This is a genomic window from Sphingobium fontiphilum, assembly GCF_014196635.1.
Classification (GTDB): domain Bacteria; phylum Pseudomonadota; class Alphaproteobacteria; order Sphingomonadales; family Sphingomonadaceae; genus Sphingobium; species Sphingobium fontiphilum.
The window spans coordinates 55,428-77,469 of the sequence record NZ_JACIEB010000004.1 but is presented as its reverse complement, the minus strand read 5'-3'; the positions used below and the strand labels follow the sequence as shown (position 1 = coordinate 77,469).

The 22,042-nt window shown below is 63.5% G+C and carries 22 protein-coding genes; 11 read left to right on the top strand and 11 right to left on the bottom strand.

The genetic code is table 11. The annotated features are described in order from the left end of the window. Positions 1-175: 175 nt before the first annotated feature. Both GGR44_RS09545 and GGR44_RS09540 read right to left on the bottom strand, forming a co-directional pair. Entirely contained in the window at positions 176-1,063 is an 888-nt protein-coding gene (locus tag GGR44_RS09545; protein WP_183955364.1) for a helix-turn-helix domain-containing protein, read from the bottom strand. A 90-nt stretch (positions 1,064-1,153) separates the two neighbouring features. Beyond that, positions 1,154-2,467: a spinster family MFS transporter gene (locus GGR44_RS09540; RefSeq protein WP_246344495.1), complete on the bottom strand. Its 1,314-nt coding sequence runs from the start codon at positions 2,465-2,467 to the stop codon at positions 1,154-1,156. Positions 2,468-2,768: 301 nt separating this feature from the next. Between GGR44_RS09540 and GGR44_RS09535 the strand changes: the two genes are divergently transcribed. Continuing rightward, on the top strand, positions 2,769-3,569 hold the full coding sequence (locus GGR44_RS09535) for an SDR family NAD(P)-dependent oxidoreductase (protein WP_183955363.1): 801 nt from the start codon (positions 2,769-2,771) through the stop codon (positions 3,567-3,569). Between the two features lie 33 nt (positions 3,570-3,602). Here the strand turns inward: GGR44_RS09535 and GGR44_RS09530 are convergent, their stop codons facing one another. From GGR44_RS09530 to GGR44_RS09515, 5 genes are all read right to left on the bottom strand, one after another. Further along, positions 3,603-3,764, bottom strand: a complete 162-nt coding sequence (locus GGR44_RS09530; RefSeq protein ID WP_183955362.1) for a hypothetical protein — start codon at positions 3,762-3,764, stop codon at positions 3,603-3,605. Beyond that, the gene (locus GGR44_RS17205) at positions 3,734-3,973 is read right to left on the bottom strand and encodes a DUF6282 family protein (protein WP_221214333.1); all 240 of its coding nucleotides are present in this window, start codon (positions 3,971-3,973) and stop codon (positions 3,734-3,736) included. The genes GGR44_RS09530 and GGR44_RS17205 overlap by 31 nt, the downstream gene beginning before the upstream one ends. Positions 3,974-4,321: 348 nt before the next feature. Next, positions 4,322-5,674, bottom strand: a complete 1,353-nt coding sequence (locus GGR44_RS09525) for a phosphotransferase (protein ID WP_183955361.1) — start codon at positions 5,672-5,674, stop codon at positions 4,322-4,324. Beyond that, positions 5,671-6,099: a limonene-1,2-epoxide hydrolase family protein gene (locus GGR44_RS09520; protein ID WP_183955360.1), complete on the bottom strand. Its 429-nt coding sequence runs from the start codon at positions 6,097-6,099 to the stop codon at positions 5,671-5,673. The genes GGR44_RS09525 and GGR44_RS09520 overlap by 4 nt, the downstream gene beginning before the upstream one ends. 24 nt (positions 6,100-6,123) lie before the next feature. Further along, on the bottom strand, positions 6,124-8,481 hold the full coding sequence (locus GGR44_RS09515) for a TonB-dependent receptor (protein ID WP_183955359.1): 2,358 nt from the start codon (positions 8,479-8,481) through the stop codon (positions 6,124-6,126). Between the two features lie 223 nt (positions 8,482-8,704). Between GGR44_RS09515 and GGR44_RS17160 the strand changes: the two genes are divergently transcribed. Further along, positions 8,705-9,589 carry a helix-turn-helix domain-containing protein gene (locus GGR44_RS17160; protein WP_183955358.1) on the top strand — a complete coding sequence of 295 codons (885 nt, stop codon included), beginning with the start codon at positions 8,705-8,707 and terminating at the stop codon, positions 9,587-9,589. Position 9,590: 1 nt separating this feature from the next. On the opposite strand, the gene GGR44_RS09505 is transcribed toward GGR44_RS17160, so the two are convergent. Both GGR44_RS09505 and GGR44_RS09500 read right to left on the bottom strand, forming a co-directional pair. After that, entirely contained in the window at positions 9,591-10,868 is a 1,278-nt protein-coding gene (locus tag GGR44_RS09505; protein WP_183955357.1) for an MFS transporter, read from the bottom strand. Between the two features lie 171 nt (positions 10,869-11,039). Next, positions 11,040-11,912: a LysR family transcriptional regulator gene (locus tag GGR44_RS09500; RefSeq protein WP_183955356.1), complete on the bottom strand. Its 873-nt coding sequence runs from the start codon at positions 11,910-11,912 to the stop codon at positions 11,040-11,042. Positions 11,913-12,056: 144 nt separating this feature from the next. Between GGR44_RS09500 and GGR44_RS09495 the strand changes: the two genes are divergently transcribed. The 9 genes from GGR44_RS09495 (at position 12,057) to GGR44_RS09455 (ending at position 20,917) form a co-directional block, all read left to right on the top strand. After that, the gene (locus GGR44_RS09495) at positions 12,057-14,468 is read left to right on the top strand and encodes a membrane-bound PQQ-dependent dehydrogenase, glucose/quinate/shikimate family (protein ID WP_183955355.1); all 2,412 of its coding nucleotides are present in this window, start codon (positions 12,057-12,059) and stop codon (positions 14,466-14,468) included. A 47-nt stretch (positions 14,469-14,515) separates the two neighbouring features. Continuing rightward, on the top strand, positions 14,516-15,982 hold the full coding sequence (locus tag GGR44_RS09490) for an aldehyde dehydrogenase family protein (RefSeq protein ID WP_183955354.1): 1,467 nt from the start codon (positions 14,516-14,518) through the stop codon (positions 15,980-15,982). Positions 15,983-16,159: 177 nt separating this feature from the next. Next, positions 16,160-16,621 carry a cytochrome P450 family protein gene (locus GGR44_RS09485; RefSeq protein ID WP_183955353.1) on the top strand — a complete coding sequence of 154 codons (462 nt, stop codon included), beginning with the start codon at positions 16,160-16,162 and terminating at the stop codon, positions 16,619-16,621. Positions 16,622-16,819: 198 nt separating this feature from the next. Beyond that, positions 16,820-17,476: a hypothetical protein gene (locus tag GGR44_RS09480; protein WP_183955352.1), complete on the top strand. Its 657-nt coding sequence runs from the start codon at positions 16,820-16,822 to the stop codon at positions 17,474-17,476. Then, positions 17,473-18,075, top strand: a complete 603-nt coding sequence (locus GGR44_RS09475; RefSeq protein ID WP_183955351.1) for a cytochrome c oxidase subunit 3 — start codon at positions 17,473-17,475, stop codon at positions 18,073-18,075. The genes GGR44_RS09480 and GGR44_RS09475 overlap by 4 nt, the downstream gene beginning before the upstream one ends. Further along, the gene (locus GGR44_RS09470) at positions 18,072-18,332 is read left to right on the top strand and encodes a cytochrome C oxidase subunit IV family protein (RefSeq protein WP_183955350.1); all 261 of its coding nucleotides are present in this window, start codon (positions 18,072-18,074) and stop codon (positions 18,330-18,332) included. Before GGR44_RS09475 ends, GGR44_RS09470 begins: the two co-directional genes overlap by 4 nt. Before the next feature lie 378 nt (positions 18,333-18,710). Continuing rightward, positions 18,711-19,037, top strand: coding sequence for a nuclear transport factor 2 family protein (locus GGR44_RS09465; RefSeq protein WP_183955349.1), 327 nt, complete (start codon positions 18,711-18,713; stop codon positions 19,035-19,037). Beyond that, positions 18,980-20,269, top strand: coding sequence for a cytochrome P450 (locus GGR44_RS09460; protein ID WP_183955348.1), 1,290 nt, complete (start codon positions 18,980-18,982; stop codon positions 20,267-20,269). The genes GGR44_RS09465 and GGR44_RS09460 overlap by 58 nt, the downstream gene beginning before the upstream one ends. A 156-nt stretch (positions 20,270-20,425) precedes the next feature. Continuing rightward, a complete protein-coding gene (locus GGR44_RS09455; RefSeq protein WP_183955347.1) occupies positions 20,426-20,917 on the top strand; it encodes a hypothetical protein in 492 nt (163 codons plus the stop codon). Positions 20,918-20,931: 14 nt separating this feature from the next. Here GGR44_RS09455 and GGR44_RS09450 read toward each other — a convergent pair whose 3' ends face one another. Beyond that, a complete protein-coding gene (locus GGR44_RS09450; RefSeq protein ID WP_183955346.1) occupies positions 20,932-21,690 on the bottom strand; it encodes an SDR family NAD(P)-dependent oxidoreductase in 759 nt (252 codons plus the stop codon). Position 21,691: 1 nt separating this feature from the next. Further along, positions 21,692-22,042 carry a DUF4286 family protein gene (locus tag GGR44_RS09445; protein WP_183955345.1) on the bottom strand — a complete coding sequence of 117 codons (351 nt, stop codon included), beginning with the start codon at positions 22,040-22,042 and terminating at the stop codon, positions 21,692-21,694.

Below are 22,042 nucleotides of genomic sequence, written 5' to 3'. Positions count from 1 at the left end.
TCAAAGCGGATTGTGCCGGTCGTCCTGCCGTCCCGGCAATGCCGATGCCTACCGTCGGCGCGCCCAAACATCGCCATGCGGACATGATGCGACCATCGCCATTCGCCAGCGGCATAGCAATTGCGCGCGCCACTCCCCTGGAGCAGGGCGCTTGGGTCAGGGAAGAGCCCGTCGATCAGCCCATGCCGATCCGCGCCTCGCGATATTCGCGCGGCGTCATGCCCGTCGCCTTTCGGAAAGCGGCGGAAAAGGCCGCCGCGCTCTGAAACCCGCAATTGCCGGCGATCATCTTGATCATCAGATCCTCGTGCGCCAGTTGCTCCTGCGCCCTGACGATCCGGCGGCCGGCGATATAATCTGTCAGCGTCGTGCCGGTCGTGGCCTTGAAGGTGCGGATCAGATGGCGCGGGCTGGTGCGGATTTCCGCCGCGAGATCCGCCACTGACAAGCTGCCCGCCAAGTCGGCCTCTATCCGATCCTTGACGCGCCGCAGCCGCCAGCCCGGCATTTGTCCATGGGCGCTGCGATCATCATATTGCGCGCTGCGAAAATGCCGGCACAGTTCAACGACCAGCATCAGCGCCATGCTTTCCAGCAGGATGTCCTGCCCGAAACCGGGATTGCGCAATTCTTCCACCAAACGCGCGAGTCCCTGTCGCACCCGACCGATCTGCACATCCTGACATGGCGACAGATGAGCAACACTGTCATCCTCGAACAGCTGCATGGCCCGCTCATTGGCGAAGGTCAGACATAATAGGCTATGCTCACCGGGTTCGCTGAGCGTCGCGAAGGCGCCGCCCTTGGGCAGAAAAACGATATCGCCCGGAGGATCGGCAAGTTGCCGTTCGCTTTTGAAGAAACGCGACGCGGGACAGCGCGGGCCGATGGAAAAGTCGAGATAGTAGGAATCAGGCCGAAAAACCGACCGGCTGCTCTGGGTCCAGCCGAAATGACGGATGTCGGCAAAAATGCCATTGGTATGGATTTGCCGTTCGACATGGAAATGCGACGCCGTGTGCGGCGCGCATAGGGGTATGGTCGCTGCGGCTTCCTCTCGCATCCTCCACCTCTTCATGCCGTCGGCAGGCTTTTATAAGCCGCCGGTAAAGGCGCCCATATTATTTGCCCGTTGGTCGCAGATGGCAAGCGATTACCGATGGTCGTCGCTGACATCGTCCGCCATCCATCGGCTCGCCAGCGCGAAAAGGCCGGCGGCAAGCACGAAAAAGCAGGATCCGAAGCTGAGCGAGAGGCGCAGTCCCTGCGCGCTGGCTGCCGCACAGGCCTCCGTCGCACGCCGGGCGCAAGCGGCAGGATCGAGGCCAGCGGAAACGCGCGCCGCCTGCGCCAGCATGTCGCTGACGAAGCCTACCAGCGGCGGGCCGAAGCCATATCCTATGACGGAACTGGTGGCGATGATGATCGCTGACGCCATGGCGCGCATGTGCGGCGGGGCGACGTCCTGGCCGTGCGCATACATGGCGGGCATGTAGAAATGCTGGCCCATCGAAGCGAACAGCATCAGGGCTATCGCCATGCCTACCGTTGGCAGCTGAAACGCGACCGCGTAGAGCGCCCCGCACCAGAGCAGGCCGAGACAGGGGAGCCATGCCCTGATCCGGGGATAGCGACGCCGCCCCAGGTCCATCACTGGCCCGCCGACCAGCGTGAACAGGATGCCGACACCCCCGATCACCAGACCCATCAACAGAGAGGCCGTTCCCAAGGGCAGGCCATGGGCCCGCATCAGAAAGGAAACCATATATTGCTGGTTGGCATAGCTGCCGACGCCCGCAATCCCGCCCGCAAGTGCGACCAGCGCAAAGCTTCTGCGTCCGAGCAGGTGGCGGGTGGTATGAAGAAAGGAGGAAGATCGGGACACATGGCGCCGATGCGGTTCGGGGACGGAAAGGCTGAACAAAATCGCCAGCAACAGGCCCGCCACACCGCATATGATGAAGGTCGCCCGCCAGCCGTACAACGCAATCAGGGCGCCGCCCGCCACCGCCGCGACGATTGCACCGAACGGACCGGCGACCGCAAAGATGGCGATGACGGTCGTGCGCCGCTCCGCCGGAAAGGCGTCGGAGATGAGCGAGTGGGACGCGGGCGTGCATCCCGCTTCGCCGATGCTGACCGCCGCCCTGCCAATCAGCATCTGGACGAAATTGGCCGCAACGCCGCAAAACGCCGTCATGGCGCTCCACAGGGTCAGCGACGTCGCGATGATGCCGACCCGTCGACCCCGATCAGCCGCCCTGGCGATCGGAAAACTGAACAGGGTGTAGAGGATGGCGAAGGCAGGCCCGCCGATCAGACCCAGCTGAAAGTCGCTGAGGCCAAGATCGACCTTGATCCGTTCCTGGGCGACCGAAAAGAGCAGGCGGTCGATATAGTTGAGGCAGTTCAGCAGGAACAGCGCGATGATCGTCCAGACCAGAACCCGCCTGTTAGCGATCGGCAACGGCCCCTCTGCCGGCATCAGCGCCGGCGTCCCGCCCCTGGATGAAGGATATTGCATCGCTCCCCTCTGTCATGACCCTTTCCCCCATCCTTATGTCAGTGTGGCGGCGCATGCGTCGCCTCGGGCTATCGCCCGCGCGCCGACTATCGCTGCGCGGACATATTCGTTCGACCGGCCCGCATCGCTCGAACCTGTCCAAAGGTAGAAGGCATGACGGCGCGATGCCTCATCATCACTCGCCGGAAAACGGCGCGACCTGGCTGTCATGCCTGTCGCCGCAATGGAGAGGAATAGCGGGAAGATGAAAAGACTGGAAGGCAAGGTTGCGATCGTCACCGGCGGCGGCGGCGGCATCGGCGCTGCCGTTGCGCGCCGTATGGTTGAAGAGGGCGCGCAGGTGGTGATCGCCGATCTGTTCGAAGACTCCGCCGTGAAAGCCGCCGAACCGCTCGGAGAGATGGCGCTCGCGGTGCAGTTCGACGCTGCGGACGCCGCGTCGGTCAAAGCCATGGTCGAGCGGGCCGTTGGCCATTTCGGCCGTCTCGACATTCTTCACAACAATGCGGCGATGACCGATCCGGTCAAAAGTCCCCAGGACACCACCGCTCCGGACATACCGCTTCCCATCTGGCAGGAAATTCTCGATATCAACCTGACCGGCTATCTGCTGGGCTGCAAATATGCGATCCCGCACATGGTCGCCGGCGGCGGCGGATCGATCATCAATACAGCGTCCAATTCCGGCAGCGCCGGCGATCTGGCGCGTATCGCCTATGGTTCGACCAAGGCGGCGATCATCGGCCTCACCAAATATGTGGCGACCCAGCATGGCCGACAGAATATCCGCTGCAACAGCATCGCACCCGGCGTCGTGCTGACGCCCGCGCTCGAAAAGACAGTGCCGGGGCTGAAAGAAATCATCCAGCGGCACATTTTGACCCCGGAATTCGGCACGCCCGACGACATCGCCGCGCTGGTGGCGTTCCTTGCCTCGGACGAGTCCCGCTACATCACAGGCGAAAACATCTCCATTTCAGGCGGCGGACTGGTCCACCAGCCGCATTACGCCGACCTGCTCGCTTTCATGGAGGCGGGAGCCTGAGCCGGGCGGCCACGCCGCCCGCGCCCCGCTCTCTCAATCCGTCATTTGTTGGAAATAGCGGATGGTCAAAGGGCCATCCGCTACCTGACAGGTTTCCAGGCTTGGTATGGCGATCGGGCGATCGGGCGTCTGAAAGTGATTGGCGATGTCAGCAAGCACTATCTCTACGCCATTGCCCGCAAACGCCTTCGCCATGGCGCCCCCCAGCAATCCTGCGCCGCCAGCGCCGGTGACAGGAAACTATGCGATTTCAGCACGATGGCTCGGTGACCGCTGGCCAATGCCTCCCGCGCGGCGTCCAGTCCGGCTACCCTATGATCGTCTGGCCGAAGAGGCCCGCCAACAGCATCGGGACCAAAATGGCAATGCAGATCGATTGCATCGACAATCCTGAGGCCTGTCATGGACCCGCTCCACATCATACCGCCCGACAATATGCCGGACGCCACCGTTGGTCCCATCATCCGGCAGGGGTCGCTCGGTCTATTGCAAGACAGAATATTATCGGACGACTTAGGCTGGATGACGCTTGCAATCTAATATCGCGCGCCCTTTTGGCGCGACGGACAATGACATGGGGTTATCGAGATAGCGCCCGAGGATCGCACAATTGGTTTTTCATTGCACGGCGGCTCGTCGCCAAGGCCCATGCAATTCATGCGACCGGTGTCGAGGTCACCCGCATCCAAATACCGCGTTCGGCGACCAACAACGCAAGGTCGCTGACGCAATCCGTTCTCCTCCCGCTCAGTTCAGCGCCGTCGACGGAGGGGCTGAAGACCGCGGTTGACGATGGGGGCGGGATAATCCTCGAGCAACTGAAGCTGCCGCATGGCGCGCCGATGAAATAGCCGGACCAGAGCCTCATCCTGCTCCGGGCTGGCCTGAACGACGAAATCCTCCAGGATGCTGTCGAGATTGACGGCGGGGTCGGCATCAATGCCCAGCAAAGCGCGCGCATCGGCGCGATCGGCCGCGTCGATCGGAGCGGCCAGCGCGTTCGCATTACGTACATAATAAGCAAGCGCGAGGGCCGGAGCCTGGCGAATGAACCCCGAAGGTTGCAGGTCTGCGCACTGCGCGACGAGGTCTTCGAAAGCGCCGTCATGAACTGTCGACGCCTTTTCGACCTTTTCGACCGGATCGAGCGCGATGCCCTTCGCTTCCGCGACCGCTTCGATCGCGCCGCGCGAAGAGGCGAGGAACCAGGACAGATATTCCACCAAGGCCGGGTGCGGTCGCGGGGCCAGCGCCGGGGTCGATATCATCGGCACGGCGATGAACAGCAGCACGGTATAATAGCTCAGGGCGGCCTGATCGAGCGGCTCGCCCATCTCCCGCTCATAACGGGCCAGCACCGCTTCCACGTCGGCGATCGGCTCGTTCGTGTCGCGCAGACGGATCGAGGCGATGTCGAGCATCGGATCGGCGAGCTTCACCAGTTCCAGGTCGTAGATCGCGGTAACGCGCCCGCCATCATGGAAAAATTGCGGCGCGTCGCCAATCACCGGCGCCAGCCGCTCGCGATGGAGCGGCAAGTGGCGTCGCAGCCAGCCCCGACAGAAGGCGATCAGCGCATTGGGGGGATGCGGCGTTTCGTCATATATGCCTTCGGCAAATTCCAGATATTCGGTGGCGACCGCCTCTGCGCCCACCGGCGCCTCTATCCCCATCGCAGCGAAGGGCGCGGGATCGAGCCGATGGATGTCCGCCATGATCGCGGCATAATCTTCGACCATGCTCTGAAGCTGGGGGTCGCCGTCCAGATTGCCGAGGAAGGGCGTATCGGCCAGGTTCTCCATGATGATGGCGCGGGGGTTGTCGCACCAGCCGAAGAGCCGGGGCACCGGAATGCCGGAGGCGGCAAGATGGCCCAGCGCGTCAAATTCCCGGCGCAAAGGACGGTTGTCGAGCCCACTGCCGCGTTCGCCCCGAACGTGCAGGCGCAGCTGTTCGCCGCCCCGATCCACATCCACTTCCCACGCCTGTCGCCAACGGGCGATCGGTTCGAACCGCGTGATCGCGCCGCCTATGTTCGCGGCGATCCACTCGCGGATCGCATCGGCGCCATCACCTGTCGCGCCACCGGCAGTCATGGCCGTCATTTGCCCGATCCCGCGGCGACCTGGCTCGCGATATCAGCCGGGTCCCAATAGTCGCGCCAGCCGCTGATCCGCCCGTCACGCGTTTCAAAGACGCCGCAGACCGAAACGACGACGTCGAATTCATGCGGAAAGCCGGTCAGTTCATTCGCCAGCATCGTGACCCTGTCCCTCCGCTCGGTCAACACTACAGAGCCGGTGACGGCGATGTGCATGAGGTCGCACCGGCAGTCGCGGTAGAGCATGAACTGTCGATCCAACTCGGCCGCCACCGCAGCCGGACCGACAATGGGCGGCCGGGCGGGGACCAGCGGGAAATAATAGCCGTCGTCGGTGAACATTCCGGCGATGGCGTCAAAATCCGGTTGGCCCTCCGCGTGCAGCGTCGACAGGAAAGTGCGGACAATGGTTTCGGGGTTGGCGGTCATGTGATGAGCATCCAGTCCTTGATGTCAGCGATAGCCGCCAAAGCGGTAGCGCAGTTCGACGCCGACCATGCGCGGTTCGCCCAGATAGTTGACGGTGACGCCAAGTGTGGCGCCGCTGACGCCGCCGGCTGAAACATATCGTTTGTTGGTGGCGTTACGAACGAAGACCGAAAGGTCGATCGGCTTGTTTGCGATATCGTTCAGGCCCGCGCGCAAATTGAACAGGCCATAGGATGGTGCGAGATAATTGTTCAGCAGAACCTTGCCGGAATAATAATAGTCCGCGTTAAGCACGAGCTTGCCAGCGATCGGATCAATGGCGGTCTCATAACGGACACCGGCTGATATACTGGTTTTGGGGCTGTATTGGAACGGCACTTCAGTCCCGACGATATAGGGGCTGAGCACCGGATTGGCGCTGAGCGACCGCGTCTTGGGATCGAGAAAAGTGCCTGAAACATCAAGGCCGAGACCAGTCAGGGGTTCAACATGGAAGTCGAATTCCACCCCCGATACGCGCGTCTTGCCAAGATTGGCGAGCAGCCCGCCGCTCGCCGGATCGTCGCTTGTGTCGCAATTGCCGTCAGGCGAATAGGGAAACTCGCCCCGGACCGGGTCGCCCACGATACACCCCGCAGCGGTGCGCACGCCAGTCAGGCCGATCTGGACATCCGAATAATCGGCGCGGAAGGCCGATATGTTCAGGCGACCGCGCACGTCCCCGACATTCCATTCGGACCGCATGCCGATTTCCAGATCGGTGACCTTTTCCGGTGCGAAGCTCTGATAGGGGATCAGCGTGCCGCCGAGCTTGGGCGGGTTGATGCCGCCCGTGCGATAACCGCGCCTTGACGTGACATAGAAGAAGAGATCGTCGGTCGCCTGCCAGTCAAGGCCGATGGTCCAGGTTGGCGCATGAGATTTCGACGTCAGCACCGCTCGCTTGCCGATGGCTGCGCTGCCGCCATAACAGGCGTCGGCGTCAACCAGATTGCCCAGCCCGGCAAGGTCGGTGCCCGTGCAGGAACGCGCCTGGTCCCAGGTTTGGCGGTAGCCGGCATTGAGAGTGACGTCCGCCACGATCTGAAAGGCGATGTTGGCGAACAGCGCCTTGCTGGTCTGGCGGTAATATTCATAGCCGAAGGGCGTGCCCGCGGTCCCGGCGACCTTCAGCGCATCAATGTCCGATCCGGTTGGGCCGTCCGGCGTGCTCTTGAGGTAGAAGCCTCCGACCAGCCATTTGAGCCGATCGTTGAACAGCGTGCCGGAGGCTTGCAGTTCGTTGGTATATTGTTCGATGTCGCTGCGAAGGCCGCCATTGACATAGGCGACCCGCAAGCCCGCCGGGAAAACCCCGCTCCCGTCCGCCGTCAGCGCATCCACGCCGTCGACGTTGAACATGACGTTAAGGTCAACGGCGCGATAGCCGAAGATGTTGGTGAGCGTCATGCCGCCCAGGCTGAGTTCGGTACGGTTGGTGATACCGATGCGCTTTAGCCGCTCGAACGAGGGCACGTCGCTGAACGTCGTGCGCCTGCCAGCGGCTTTCAGCGTCGCGAGTTGGGCAAGCATCGCGCCGCGGATGCCGGCCAGGTCGAGGAGGCTGGCGCCGGGAAGCACTTCGTCGAGCACGCCGCCGGGACCGTTGGTCGAGCTCTTGTAATAATCGACGATCAGAAGGTTGCTGATCGTGTCGCCCGGCTCGACCAGCAGGGAGGCGCGGATCGCGTCGGAATGGACGTCGTCGGGATTGCCGCCGATGCCCAGGTTTCGGGTATAACCGTCGCGCCGCCGCATCTGGCCACCGACGCGCAAGGCCACCGCCTGGTCCGCGATGGGCAGGTTGATGACGCCTTCCAGCGCGCGCATGTCGTAATTGCCCAGACTCCCCTGCGCATAGCCTTCGAGCGACCAGCTCGGCCGCGCCGGTGAGAAGAGGATTGCGCCTCCGGTGGTGTTGCGGCCGAACAGCGTGCCCTGCGGGCCTTTGAGCACCTGAACAGACGCCATGTCGAATTGCGCCGTGGCGCTGCCAAGCGTGGGGTCGGGCACTTCGGCGAAATAGCTGACGACCGAAGGCTGGCCGAAACCCAGCGTCGCGCGGGTCTGGCCACGGATCGAATAGATGGTGTTGGTGCGGGTGGAACTCCCGACCAGATAGACGCCGGGCACCGACCGCATCAGGTCTTCGGGAGTGGATATCGACGCCTCGCGCAATGCTTCGTTCGAAAGCGCAGCAATACTGACGGGCACCGACTGGATGCTTTCGGCCGACCGGCGCGCGGTCACGATGATGTCGTCCGTGGCATTCGAAGCTGGATCCGTCGTCTGCGCCATGCCGCTGCCGTTCCAGCACAGCGCGACGACGGCGCAGGCCGTCATCCTGACAATATTTTGTGAAGTCATAATCCCCTCCGCAGGCAAGATAGTCCGACCGGTTCACTTCCCGATCTGTGTCTCTCCTTCGTGAGGATGCCGGGCGTTTCCCGCAATCGGTCCGCCTTTCGGCGAATGTCGTGAATGTTTGGCGCAATTACATGGAAGGCGCTGCCATTTGACTCCGCCAGCCGACGCAGCGTAAAATGCGGAAACACAGGAGAGGTAAGTGGCTGAAACAATCGACCACTGGACTGACAGGGTCGTCGAATCAGCGGGCCCCCAATTCACCTTGAGCGAGGGCGAACGGTCCGGGGCATTTTATTATGCGCGGGTGAATGACATGCATTGGCCGATGGGCGGCATGGTTTCGGTCGCCTCCAAACTTTGCTGGATCGATATGATCCTCATGGATGACAGCTACGACCGGACCTATCTTGATCGGTTCGACGGCGCGGCCTCGATCAACGGCCCGCTCAGCTTCGCACCGCCGGGCACGCGCATGCGCCATCGTTGGGATCAGCCGCGGCTGCGCACGCTGACTTGCCTTTTCGATCCATCCCGCATGACGTCGCTGACCCCCTTTGACTGGGACTGGAGCGACTGCTCACTGCAACGCGTTGACAGCGCCGCCAATGTGCGGTTGCAGCGGCATATGCTGATGCTGGCCGAGGAGCTTCAGTCTCCCGGCTTCGCCAGCGACATTCAGATTGAATCGCTGCTCACCCTTGTCGCATGCGAATTGCGGGGTCTGGCCGGCTTGCCAAACGGCGCCGAAACCCGCGATCGACTGGGCGAGCGCGAGATGCGCAAGGTTCGCGACCTGGTGGAACAGGCCGGCGCCAGCCTGTCGGTTCACGATGTCGCCGCCACGCTCGATCTTGGCGCGCGTCATTTCAGCGCCTTGTTCAAGGCGACCACCGGCCAGACGTTCCGCAGCTATGTCGCCGACCGCCGCATCCAGATGGCGCGCACGCTGCTGAAAGAATCCGACCTGCTGATCAAGCAGGTCGCCTACCGGTGCGGCTTCGGCGGCACGGCGGCCTTTACCGCCGCGTTTCACAAAGCGGTCGGCGTTTCGCCCGTCGCCTATCGCGATGGCAATGCAGAATAGGTCAGGCCGCGGCTGCCGCAAGCGGCCTGCCGATCTTTCGGGCCCCCAGCCAATAGACCGACGCCGTCAATAGCTGCAACATCAGGATGATCGCCATTGCGGAGCCGAGCGACTGGCCGCCGGGGGATCGAGCGGCCGTCATGTCGGCGATCGCGCCAATCGCAATCGGGCCTATGCCCGAACCGACCAGGTTGGCGAGAACCGCGAACAGGGCGAAGGAAATGCCCCGCTGCTGAGGCTTCGCCAATTCACTGATCGCCGCATTGGTCGGCCCGGAAAACAGCGCCCCGCTCGCCCCGAAACCGCAGACGCCAAGGATTACGACGACCAGGTTGGCGGACAGAATAGCGGACAGGCCAAAAACCAGGTTTACCAGCGCGGCGACCGCCACGACCAACAATATGCCCGCCAGTCCGAAGCGGGACCGCGCCTGGTCGGCCAGGACGCCGCCCAGCAGCAGGCCAGCGATCGAAAACAGGCCTATCCCCACCGCGACGATCGTGCCGGCGATTTCCAGCGACAGCCCGTGCTTGCGGACAAGGAAGGAAATGATCCAGATGCTGAAGCCGGTTGCGGCAAGCGTGTAGAGCCCGGCGCCGACATAGATGTAGCGGAGGATCGGGTGACGCAGGATTGACCAGGCCGCAGCCGGAATTTGCGCCAGGGTGACGGCGCGGCCCTGACCCGTCACCGCATGGTGGGGCAGTTTCATGGTCGTCAGCATGATTGCCGCCAGCAAAAGGCCAGGCAGTCCCGACAGGATAAACAGGGCGCGCCAGCCCCATTGGGCGGCGACATAGGCCCCGACAGAAAAACTGAGCAGCGCACCAAGGCCTGTGCTCGCGTAAAAGGTGCTGGCCGCGCTCGCCCTTCGTTCGGGCGGGAAGACGTCCGCAATGATCGACATGGACGTCGGCCCCCCGCCCGATTCTGCCGCGGCGACGCCGATGCGGGTCAATAGCAGGTGGACATAAGCGGTGCCCAGGCCACAAAGAACGGTGAGTGCGCTCCACACCGTCAGCAGGGTGGCGAGCAATGATCGCTGGTTAAACCGATCGGCTGCCCAACCCAGGGGAATGCCCGCCAGACCATAGCTGATGCCATAGGCTGTGCCGGTGATCATGCCGACCTGCGTGTCGGTCAGGTCGAACTCCTTCCGCCAAAGCTCCTGCGAAACCACGATCGCATTGCGATCCAGCGTGTAGCAAAAATACACAAGGCAAAGGATGATCAGAATATAGGTCCTACTGCTGTCCTTCGTGACGTTCCCGCCGGCCATATGCAACTCCTCCCGGCGAGCGAGCATAGAGGTGAGGGCGGGCGGGCGGCAGGGGTTGCGCGTCTTCCAATTGCAAATCGATTGTGCTGAATGACGGCATGGAACCGGCTGGGCGGCAAATCATGGCTGGCGATTGAATGGAAATGGGCGGCGCTTCCCGTTGCGGCGCGATCATGGGAAGCATGACCTGACCAGTGCGGCGACCGACTGTATCCGCGCGAGTCGGGCGACCTCCTTATGGATGAGCAGCCATAATTGCAGGGACGCCGCGAATGCTTCGGGCAGTATTTCCCGCAGGGCGGGTCGTTGGTCAGCGACGTAACGCGGCAGCATGATGATGCCGCCGCCCTCGGTCGCGACCGCCGCCTGCACCAGGATGTTCGGACTGGTGAAGGCCAGCCTGACATTCTGCTCAAATTCCGAAAGCATCTTGGCAAGACTTTGCGCGATCGGCGAGGACAGGGGATAACCGACGAACCTGTGCGATTTCAGGTCCTCGATGCTCCTGATCGGCGCATGCGCCTCCAGATAGCTCCGGGCCGCATAGAGCCTCATCGTCACCGGGCGAAGCGCGGAAATGCGGTGCTCTCCGCGATCTGGCCTGTCCCATACGACCGCAATATCGGCCTCCCTCCGGCGAAGGTCGACGGCATGGGTCAGGCTGACCATCTCGACATCCAGGTCCGGGTGCGCGGCCTGGAAGCGAGCGAGCCGGGGCGCCAGCAGCAAGGCGGATATGCCATCCGGCGCGCCGAGCCGCACCAACCCTTCAATACGCTGGTCGGCGTTATGCAGCCTCTCGATGGCCTCCTGCGATTTGCGCTCCATATCCTCGACCACGGGAAGAAGCTGCATGCCCGCCCGCGTTGGCTTGTGCGCCCCGTCGACCCTGTCAAACAGCGCCACGCCAAGCTGCGCTTCCAGCGCGGCAAGCCGTCGGCGGACAGTCGCGTCGCTGAGTGCGAGCGCCCGGGCGGCGGCAGGGATATACTGGGCGCGCGTGACTTCCAGAAAAATGCGCAGATCATCCCACTGCCGTTCCAAGCACCCCTCCCGACATTTTTGAACATAATGCGATCAAATTTGAACATATACAGGCTCAAGGGCGGTTCGCTAGACATTGCCGACGCAAAAAATGGGGCAGGAGAGGCACAAGGAATGTTGGGATCGGACCATGATGCGACCCGGATGACATCCAGGGCCCCTATATTCCGCCGACCCTATTTCTTTGCCGGCTTCCTGATCCTCGTCGGGGCCGTTCTGGCGGTGGGCGGAACCCAGCTCCTGACATTGGGGGGATCGCCTTATTATCTGATCGCCGGGTTGATGACGCTTGTCAGCGGCATTCTGGTGGCGTTGGGTCGGCGGAGCGGCGCCTTGCTGTTCGGCATCCTTCTGCTGGGCACGGTTGCATGGGCCGTCGGCGAGTCGGGTTTCGCCGGCTGGTCGCTCCTCGCCCGGCTGGCCGGCCCTTGCGCCATCGGCCTTTGGTTCATCCTGCCGTGGACGGCGCGGCGACTGCATCCGCAAAGCAAACAGCCGCTTGGCAAGCGGTTCGGTATCGCGCTGGCCGGTCTCGGGCTGGCCGTCGGGCTGGGCGCGATCGCCAATGCGATGTTCGTCGCGGATCGGCCCGATCCCATGTTCCAGGCGGGCATGGCGGCGCAGGCGCCGGGGCCATTGCCGCTCGCCCCCGCAACGGACGGCTCCGGCGAGGACTGGCCGATCTGGGGCGGCGACGCGGCGGGCACGCGGTTCAGCGCGCTTGCCCAGCTCACGCCCGCCAATGTCGACAAGCTTGAACTTGCCTGGACCTATCATTTCGGCCCGGCGCCAGCCGGTGCGCCGGCCTCGCTGGAGGTTACGCCGCTCAAGATCGGCGACACGCTCTATCTGTGCAACGACTATAACGACATCGTCGCGCTGGACGGGGAGACGGGCAAGCAGCGTTGGCGCTTCCATGCCAACACCAATGTAAAGGGGGCCACTTACGGCCATTGCCGCGGCCTTGCCTATCATCGGGTTACTGGTGCTTCGGGCGCCTGCGCGGAACGCATCTACACCAACACGGTGGATGCCCGCCTGCTTGCCGTCGATGCCCGCACCGGGCGCGCATGCGCTTCGTTCGGCCGCAACGGCGTCGTCGACCTGCAGGCCGGCATGCCCAAGGCTCCGGCAGGCTATTATTATGTCACATCGGCGCCGACCATCGCCAGGGGGCGCATAGTGCTGGGCGGCTGGGTGGCCGATGGCATGTATTGGGGCGAACCATCCGGTGTAATCCGCGCATTCGACGCCGTCACGGGCGAGCTTAGCTGGGCGTTCGACGTTGGCCGCCCCGACCGGACCGGCGCGCCGCCGCCCGGCGAAACCTACACGCCCTCGACACCCAATAGCTGGGCGCCGATGAGCGCGGACGAAAAGCTGGGGCTGGTCTTTGCTCCGCTCGGCGGCGCGCCGCCCGATTATGCGGGGGCGCAGCGGCGGCCGTTCGACGAGGCATGGTCGAGTTCGGTCGTCGCCCTGGACGCTGAGACAGGGCGTCCCCGGTGGCGTTTCCAGACGACCCATCACGACCTGTGGGACTATGACGTTGCTTCCCAGCCGACGCTGATCGACCTGCCCACCGCGCAGGGCATGCGTCCTGCGCTGATCCAGCCCACAAAGCGGGGCGAACTGTTCGTGCTCGACCGTGAAACCGGCCGACCGATCAAGCCTGTGACCGAACATCCCGTGCCGCAAGGGGGCATGGCGCCGGGTGAACGGGCCTCGCCGACCCAACCTTTTTCGGATGCCATGCCATCTTTCCGCGGCCTGACTGTCGAGGAACGGGACATGTGGGGCGTCACCCCCCTCGACCAGCTCTGGTGCCGCATAAAATTCCGCGAGGCGCGCTATGAAGGCACGCTCACTCCGCCGGGATTTTCGCCCACCATCGCCTATCCCGGTTTCCTGGGCGGCATGAACTGGGGCGGGGTTTCGATCGATCGCGACCGGCGGCTGATGATCGTCAACACCAATTATGTCGGCAATTATGTGCAATTGGTGAAACGCGAGGAGGCCGACAGGCTGGGCGTCCGACCCATGGGCATGGGCGCCCCCCCCAAGCCTGAAGGACAGATGATCCAGCCGCAGATGGGAACGCCCTTTGCCGTCCGTTCCCTGCCCTTCCTGTCTCCCCTGTTCGCGCCCTGCCAGGCGCCGCCATGGGGACGGCTCAGCGCCGTCGACCTTAACAGCGGCAAGCTGCTGTGGTCGCATCCGCTGGGCACCGCGCGCGACAGCGGCCCGCTCGGTCTGCCGTCCTTGCTGCCTTTCAGGATCGGCACGCCCAATCTGGGCGGATCGGTCGTCACCCGGGGCGGCCTGATCTTCATCGCGGCGACACAGGACAAATATCTGCGCGCCATCGACACCGCGACAGGCAAGGTTCTGTGGCGCGGTCGCTTGCCCCAGGCGGGTCAGGCAACCCCCATCACCTATATGTCGCAAGCGAGCGGGCGTCAGTTCGTCGTGACGGCGTCGGGCGGACACGCCTTCCTCGGCACGAAGCCTGGCGACGCCATCTATGCCTATGCGCTTCCCAAGGAGAAGCGCTGATCCATCCACCGACGCCTGCCGTGCGTGCTGCAATGAGAGTTAATTCGATGAACGATCGCTCGGTCCCTACCGTCCACCTGCATATCGGCGACGAGAAGCGCACCACCGGCTCGGGCGGAACGCATCACCATATCTATCCTGCCGATGCATCCACCACCGGCACGGTGCCGCTCGCGGGCGCGGAAGAAACAGACGAGGCCGTCGCGGCGGCCGCCACTGCCTTCACGACATGGCGGCGGTCCGACCCGCAGGAACGGGCGCGTATGCTGCGCCGCCTTGCCGATCTGGTTCGCGCCAACGCGCAAGAGTTTGGCCGGCTGGGCGCGCTCGACAATGGCACGCCCGCGCTGTTCGCGATTTTCGGCGCTTCGATAGCCGCCAACTGGATCGAATATTATGCCGGCTGGGCGGACCGGATCGAGGGCCAGGTCAACGGGACCGTCATGGGGCGCGGCGAGCTGGGCTACACGCTGGCGGAACCCTATGGCGTCATCGGTCTCATCATCACATGGAACGGTCCGCTGATCTCGCTGGGCATGAAAGTCGCTCCGGCGATCGCGGCGGGCAACACCGTGGTGGTGAAGCCGTCGGAAATGACGCCCTATTCGGGCGAATTGTTCATGCAACTTGCAGCCGAAGCGGGCATCCCCGCAGGCGTCATCAACATGGTGCCCGGCTCGGTCGCCGCCGGCGAGGCGCTGGTGCGCCACAAGCTGGTCGAGAAGGTGAGCTTTACCGGCGGGCCAGTGACGGCGCGCAAGATTCTTGCGGCCTGCGCTGAGCAGATCAAGCCCGCCGTGCTGGAACTGGGCGGCAAGTCGGCCAATCTCATCTTTCCCGACGCCGATCTCGATCCGGCCTGCGCCTTTGGCGTGGACGGGTCGATCGGCATGATGAGCGGCCAGGGCTGCGCTTTTCCGACCCGCATGCTGGTGCATCAGGACATTTACGACGAAGTGGTCGAACGCACCCTGGCGCGCGTCGCGCAGATCAAGGTCGGCGATCCCTTCGCTCCGGAAACGACGTCCGGCCCGGTGGTGAACGAAGCAGCGCTGCATCGCATCCTCGCCACGATCGATCGGGCGAAGTCCGACGGTGCGGGCAAGCTGGTCGCCGGGGGCAATCGCATCGGCGGGGCGCTGGCATCGGGCTATTTCGTCGAGCCCACCGTGTTTACCGATGTTGACCCTGACTCCCACCTCGCACAGGAAGAGGTGTTCGGGCCGGTGCTCGCCATCACGCGCTTCAAGGACGAGGCGGAGGCGATCCGCATCGCCAACAGCACCGATTACGGCTTGTCCGCTTATATCCAGACGCGTGATCTGGGGCGTGCGCTGCGCCTGTCGGAAGAATTGCGTAGCGGCGTGGTCCTCGTCAACGGATCGCAGAATATCCAGCCGCAGCGTCCCTTTGGCGGGCTGGGCGTCAGCGGTTACGGGCGCGAGGGCGGCAAGGAGGGACTGGCGGAATTCCTGCGGGTCAAAACCGTCGGGATCGCCATGCCATCGACCTGATCGCACAGTTCTCCCGACCATAACGACCTGCGGCGCAACGACGACCCGGGCTTCGTATAGGAGAGGGAAACATGCCGGCCAAAAGTGCATTCATCGACAGCGATCCTGCGCTCTGGGCAAAAATGGCGCAGGATCGCGCGCAAAGTCCGGTCGCGCACTTCAGGGAAAAGGACGACTTTGAAATGTTATCAGGCGTCCACCTATCTTCTGGTACGCGAGGTTTCGCGCAACCATCAGCTTTTCCTGAACAGTCCAGGCGTCATTCCGCGAGGCGCCGAACCGGAAGAGGAGCAGGTGCTCAGCTTCGTTGATCCACCGCGTCATACCCTGCATCGCAAGCTGATCGGCAAGGCCTTCTCGGCGGCGCGCGTGAACGAACGCGCAGCGCGGATTCAGCAGGTGGCCGATGACCTGATCGATGCAATCGTCGCGAGCGGGAGCCGAACCTTTCTCCCCCAGAAGATGTTCACGCGTCCGCTCCCGGCTCAGATCTTCGCTGAACTGCTGGGCGTGCCTATCGCCGACCGTGATCGGTTCCTGCGCTGGGCGGAAATCGGGGAGGCTGGCCTGGCTGACAATGGCTTGCGTGGTCTTGGCGTTCAATCGCATGCGATTGAACGTGGAGAACCTCGCCCATAACTCCCTCCGCTGGGATGGCGTCCAACCGCACCATCACATGTCGGGACTAAACGCTTAGGCGGTATTAACCGCCTGGCCCTGTCTTCAGATATGTTTGTGCACATCGCTGTTCGGGCACACCCTGCCGAACATCCGCAATGTGGGAGGTGGATAATGAAACAGGGTGCACTGAGACTGGGCGTTTTTGCCGGACCCTTGATGGGTACGTTGTTCTTCATCGCGATGTGGCCGTTGATGCACATCTTCCCGCCCTACAGCCCGATGCTGGGCGTGGAAGAGGTTGCGGCGCATGTGCAGGAAAACCGTACCGGTTTTCTGGTCGGAGGCATCCTGCTGATGACGGCGGCGTCGATCGTCTGGCCATTCATCACCGTCATCGTGCTGTTCCTGAAGAAGATCGAGGGCGAAGTGCCGATCTGGACGACGGTAACGGCGCTGGTCTTCACGTTCGGCCAGTTTACCGTATTCCTGTGCGGGCTGGCGTTCACCATGGCGGCATTCCGTCCCGACGCATCGCTTGAGATGGTGCGGACGTGGAGCGATCTCGGCATGTTCCTGCTCGTTATCCCGGCCATTCCCGGCACGACGCAATATCTCGCCACCGGCGCGGTGATCCTGCAGGACCGTCGCGCGCGGCCCATCCTCCCCCGCTGGTACGGGTATCTCAACATCTGGGTTGGCATTCTGAGCGCCCCCGGCGCGGTGGTCGGCCTGTTCAAGATCGGGCCGTTCGCGTGGAACGGCATCGCTGCCTTCTGGATTCCCGCCATCGTCTTTGGCGTGTGGATCACGGCGACGCAGTTCACCCTGCTGGCGGCAATCAAGCGCAATGCACTGGCGGACGATCAGCAGTGAACCCTGCGACGGACGGAAACGAAACGGCTCTCCGGGGGCATGTCCCCGGAGAGCCTGGCCTTTGGGTTCTCATTTTCGGCGATCTGCTGGTCTTCGGGGTGCTGTTCGTGACTTATGCGGTCAGCCTTGTCGGAGATCCCGACGCAATGGGTCTGTCACAGCAAAAGCTGAGCCGTGGTCTGGGGCTGGCGAACACGATCCTGCTGCTGACAAGTTCGTGGTTCATCGCGCACGCGGTGAACGCGGCGCGGCGCGGCTCGCCGCGGGCGCGGCGGCTGATCCTTGCGGCGCTTGCGCTGGGGACGGCTTTCGTCGGCGTCAAGGTGGTGGAGTGGGGTGGGCATATCGGCCATGGCGATACGCTCAACAGCAGCAGCTTCTTCACCTTCTACTTCATGTACACCGGGATTCACCTGCTCCACGTCCTGATCGGGCTTGGCGTGCTGACCTGGCTGGCATGGCAGTGCGACAGCAGCGGGGCGTGGACCGGACCTTTCGCGGTGCTGGAAGGCAGCGCGGTGTTCTGGCACCTCGTTGACCTCTTGTGGGTGATGCTGTTCGCCCTGCTTTACCTGTTGCGGCATGGAGCAGCGGTATGACCTGGATATCCAAACGGCTGACCGTTTTCTGGCTGGTGCTGGTCGTTGTCAGTGTGCTTTCGTTCGAATCGTCATTGTTCGGGTCGAAGGCGGCAGGGGCGATAGTCATCGTCATCGGGCTGCTCAAAGCGTGGATCGTGGGCAGCGAGTTCATGGAAATCCGCAGCGCCCCGCTGGTGTTGCGGGCTTTGTTCGGTGCATGGCTCGTTGTGCTTGGCGCGGCGTTGCTGGGGGTGTTCTACATCCTGGGCGGGTAACGCTCCACCCCCGCCGCTGCGATAAGCCCATGCTTGGCGCCGGCATTTCGACACGATCACGCAAGGGCCGGTCCGGCCATATTGCGGTCAGCGCGGCAGAAACCCGCTGGCCGCAGCGCGACGCGCCCGCGGGCTATCTGTTCGGCGGGCTGGCTCCCCTTGGCCATGCGCCAGCGCGCAGGCCAGCGCCGCGCCGAAGTGTCGTAGGGTTCGCCCGTCCCCAATGCCGTTACCGGCTTCCTGATCCGCGTGGCACGCCTGCTCGATCACCATCATCCGACGGAATGGGCGACGATGTGCGCCGGTTCGTGACCAACGTTTCGGTGCGGGAGACGGACCTGCCCGACGAATATGAAGTGTCGAGCTATCCCTTTTCTGATGCGCAACCGCGCCGAAGCCAAGGATTACAAGCAGCTTTCGGCCCAACGCAACGACCGGCCGCGCGTGACGGCGGACGGGTTCAAGATCGCCCGCCGGTCGATCATGATCGACCAGGTCATGCTGGGCATGCCCAACTTTGCAATTTTCCTCCGACCCTTTGCCCGCCGGACTTGTTCCTTTCAACCGATAGGTGCAAGCTCGGCGGGCAAACCGCACATGCCGACCGTTAATCGCCCTGCGGCGAGCCCTGAGGAGTGGCGACTACAATGGACCAGATCACCGTCGATCCGCTTGATCGCATGGTTTCCGACTATACGCTGGTGACCAACGGCTATTCCGGCAATGCCCCGGCCAATCCCTATCCGATGTTTGAGGAACAGCGCGCGCGCTGCCCGGTCATGCACGGCGATCTGCTGAAGCAGCACAGCATCCCCAGCATGGCCGATTACATGATGACCGGCCGGCCTACGATTACGCTGCTGCGCTACAAGGATATCCACGCGGTCCTGATGGACCCGGAAAACTGGCAGTCCTACATCGTCGGCGATGGCTTTGGCGCGGCGGTGGACAACATGCTGCTGACCGCGATGGACGGCGAGGAGCACGACCACATCCGCGCGCTGCTGCAGCGGCCCTTCATCCGCTCTGAAATCCGCAAGCTGATCGACACGCTGATCAAGCCGGTGCTGATGCAGGAGTTCATCGAAGAACTGCGTCCGCGCGGCAAGGCCGACCTGCTGCGCGATCTTGCCCTGCCCTTCCCGATCCGGGCGATGTACCAGTACTTCGGCTTCCCGCACGACAAGGATCTGCTGCAGAACCTGGCAAGCTGGGCGATCCAGGTGGTGGCCGCGCCGCAGACCGATCCGGCCGTTGCAGCGATCACCATTCCGCAGTCGATGGTCGCGGGCCAGGCCATGTACGACACCGTCCTGCCGATCGTGCAGGCCTATCGCCAGCGTGGCGACATGCGCGCCGATATCCTTGGCCACATGATGCAGGTCAACGACGATGGCCGCACCTTCAGCGACGAACAGATCGCCGCCTTCATCCGCATGCTGCTGCTAGCCGCGGGGGAAACGACCACCCGCAGCATCGCCAACATGATGGTGCAGCTTCTCGAAAACCCCGACGTGCTGGAAGAAGTGCGTGCCGACCGCACGCTGGTGCCCAAGGCGGTGATCGAAACCATGCGCCGTGATCCCACTGCGGGCGCGGTGGCCAGGGTCGCGGCCAAGGACATGGAAATCGGCGGCAATGCCGTGGCCAAGGGGACGGCGGTGCTGCTGTCCATCGCCTCGGCCAACCGCGATCCCGAAGTCTATGAAGACCCGGACCGCCTGTGGCTCAAGCGCCCGATGCGACCGCTGCTCAGCTTCGGCTTCGGGCCGCACATGTGCATAGGCATGCACATGGCGCTGGCGGAAATGGAGGTGGCGCTCGACGCGATGCTCGATCTGCCGAACCTGCGCTTCGACCCGGCCTTCCCGCACCCGCAGATCCGCGGGTTGAACATGCGCGGCCCCGATGCGGTGCCGGTGCTGTGGGACGTGTGATCGCGCGCAACCCGGTTCGCTGAACTGCAAAAACGAAAAGAGGTCGAAACCGGGGAAGTCCGGTTTCGGCCTCTTTGCTTTGGGGCGCGGATCGCCGACAGCGACCGAATTGACCGGGAAGCTCTTGAGCAACATGTTGGGCGCGGCAAAGTAGCGTTGCCTGGTCAGGTTGCGGGCGAAGACGCCGATGTCGAACCCGCCCACGATGACGTTGAAGCGGTCGAAATTGCCAAGGAATTGGACTTCATCGGTCAGGCACTGGCGCTGGATCAGGGCCGATGCGTGGAACAGGGTGAACGGCACGCCGAACAGCGCTCCGGGCAGCGCCGTCGGCCCCAGCGCGGCGGTGTTGATCGACTGATCGCTGCGGTTCTTGCGGAAGCCGAAGATGTTGCGCAGCGTGAAATCGCCGAACGAGGCCATCGGAACATTGGCGAAATGGGTGACGACGCCCGGCGTGACTTCGCCGGTCGGGATCTGGCCGATGCCGCGCAGGGTGACGGCGGTGTTGTCCTTGCCCCGTTCGGAGGAGAAGGTCAGGCCCGGCGAGATCGTGCGGATATCGGCAATCGTCAGCACCGCAAGCCCGTCCGCTGCCGCAGCAGCAGGCACGGGCTTGCGCCATATCCGGTTTCAGGCCAGCGGTGACGCCGGCGGCGGGGTCAGCCCGCGGTTATACCGCTGTCTGCGGTGTAGCAGGCGCCATGGACCGTGCGGGCGCGGTCGGACGCCAGAAACAGCATCGGCTCGACAATGTCTTCCGGTTGCGCCGGGGGGCGCAACCCGATGTAGCGGGCAATCAGGCTCTGGTCCGCGTCCTGCGGAAACTCCAGCGTCTGGACCATTTCGGTCATCATCCCGCCGGGGGCCAGCGCATTGATCCGCACCGGGGCGTGCATGAATTCCATCGCCAGCGATTTGGTCAGGCTCAGCAGGGCCGCCTTGGTTGCGCTGTACGGCGCGGTGTAGGCCTGGCCGAGGAACGCGGCGGTCGACACCACGTTCACCACATTACCTTTCGTTTCGACCAGATGCGGCATGGCCGCCTGCATCATGAAGAACGGCGCGCTGACATTGGCCGCGAACAGGCGTGCCCAGTCATCGGCCGTCACCTTGGCGAGCGCGTGGAAGCGCAGGATGCCTGCGACGTTGCACAGCACATCGAGCCGCCCGAACGCTTCGATAGCGGTGGCGACCGCCTCCGCGCAGTGGGCCGGATCGCCCAGGTCGCCAGCACAGCTTGCGCTTTCGCCCCCGGCGGCGGTGATCCGTCGGGCGGTTTCGACCAGCCCTTCGGCGTTGAGGTCGGCAAGGCACACCTGCGCGCCCTCGGCCGCAAAGCGCAGTGCCGCGGCGCGGCCCAGCCCCGATGCCGCGCCGGTTACCAGTACGACTTTGCCGGTGAACTCTTTTTCGGCCATGTCAGTTGTCCTCTCCGGTGGCAACTACCAGCGGCGTGATCGCCTGGTAGAGATGCGTTGCCATGCCTTCCATCGAGAAGGCTTCGCTCATGTGCATGGCGCCGGTTTCCACCAGCGACGTCAGGTGTTCCAGCACCTTTTCGGGTTCGTCGGTGTCCATCGTGTAGATGGCCATGTACCGCTGCGAAGGCAGGTTGTCCGCTACCACATCGGTCAGGCGGAACCGCTGTGCCGATACGAAGCCGGGCACGGCGACAACGTCGGCCAGATGGCGGTTGCTGTACCAGTCATTATATTCGTCCTCGCGCCCCGGAACCGGGTTGCTGTGCACGACATAGGCGAACTGTGGCAT

Excerpts from the sequence above, each read along its gene's own strand:
- GGR44_RS09545 (WP_183955364.1), bottom strand. The coding sequence starts at position 1,063 with ATGCGAGAGGAAGCCGCAGCGACCATACCCCTATGCGCGCCGCACACG.
- GGR44_RS09535 (WP_183955363.1), top strand. The coding sequence starts at position 2,769 with ATGAAAAGACTGGAAGGCAAGGTTGCGATCGTCACCGGCGGCGGCGGC.
- GGR44_RS09530 (WP_183955362.1), bottom strand. The coding sequence starts at position 3,764 with ATGGCGAAGGCGTTTGCGGGCAATGGCGTAGAGATAGTGCTTGCTGAC.
- GGR44_RS17205 (WP_221214333.1), bottom strand. The coding sequence starts at position 3,973 with ATGACAGGCCTCAGGATTGTCGATGCAATCGATCTGCATTGCCATTTT.
- GGR44_RS09525 (WP_183955361.1), bottom strand. The coding sequence starts at position 5,674 with ATGACGGCCATGACTGCCGGTGGCGCGACAGGTGATGGCGCCGATGCG.
- GGR44_RS09520 (WP_183955360.1), bottom strand. The coding sequence starts at position 6,099 with ATGACCGCCAACCCCGAAACCATTGTCCGCACTTTCCTGTCGACGCTG.
- GGR44_RS09515 (WP_183955359.1), bottom strand. The coding sequence starts at position 8,481 with ATGACGGCCTGCGCCGTCGTCGCGCTGTGCTGGAACGGCAGCGGCATG.
- GGR44_RS09505 (WP_183955357.1), bottom strand. The coding sequence starts at position 10,868 with ATGGCCGGCGGGAACGTCACGAAGGACAGCAGTAGGACCTATATTCTG.
- GGR44_RS09495 (WP_183955355.1), top strand. The coding sequence starts at position 12,057 with ATGACATCCAGGGCCCCTATATTCCGCCGACCCTATTTCTTTGCCGGC.
- GGR44_RS09490 (WP_183955354.1), top strand. The coding sequence starts at position 14,516 with ATGAACGATCGCTCGGTCCCTACCGTCCACCTGCATATCGGCGACGAG.
- GGR44_RS09480 (WP_183955352.1), top strand. The coding sequence starts at position 16,820 with ATGGGTACGTTGTTCTTCATCGCGATGTGGCCGTTGATGCACATCTTC.
- GGR44_RS09470 (WP_183955350.1), top strand. The coding sequence starts at position 18,072 with ATGACCTGGATATCCAAACGGCTGACCGTTTTCTGGCTGGTGCTGGTC.
- GGR44_RS09465 (WP_183955349.1), top strand. The coding sequence starts at position 18,711 with ATGCGCAACCGCGCCGAAGCCAAGGATTACAAGCAGCTTTCGGCCCAA.
- GGR44_RS09460 (WP_183955348.1), top strand. The coding sequence starts at position 18,980 with ATGGACCAGATCACCGTCGATCCGCTTGATCGCATGGTTTCCGACTAT.
- GGR44_RS09450 (WP_183955346.1), bottom strand. The coding sequence starts at position 21,690 with ATGGCCGAAAAAGAGTTCACCGGCAAAGTCGTACTGGTAACCGGCGCG.
- GGR44_RS09445 (WP_183955345.1), bottom strand. The coding sequence starts at position 22,042 with ATGCCACAGTTCGCCTATGTCGTGCACAGCAACCCGGTTCCGGGGCGC.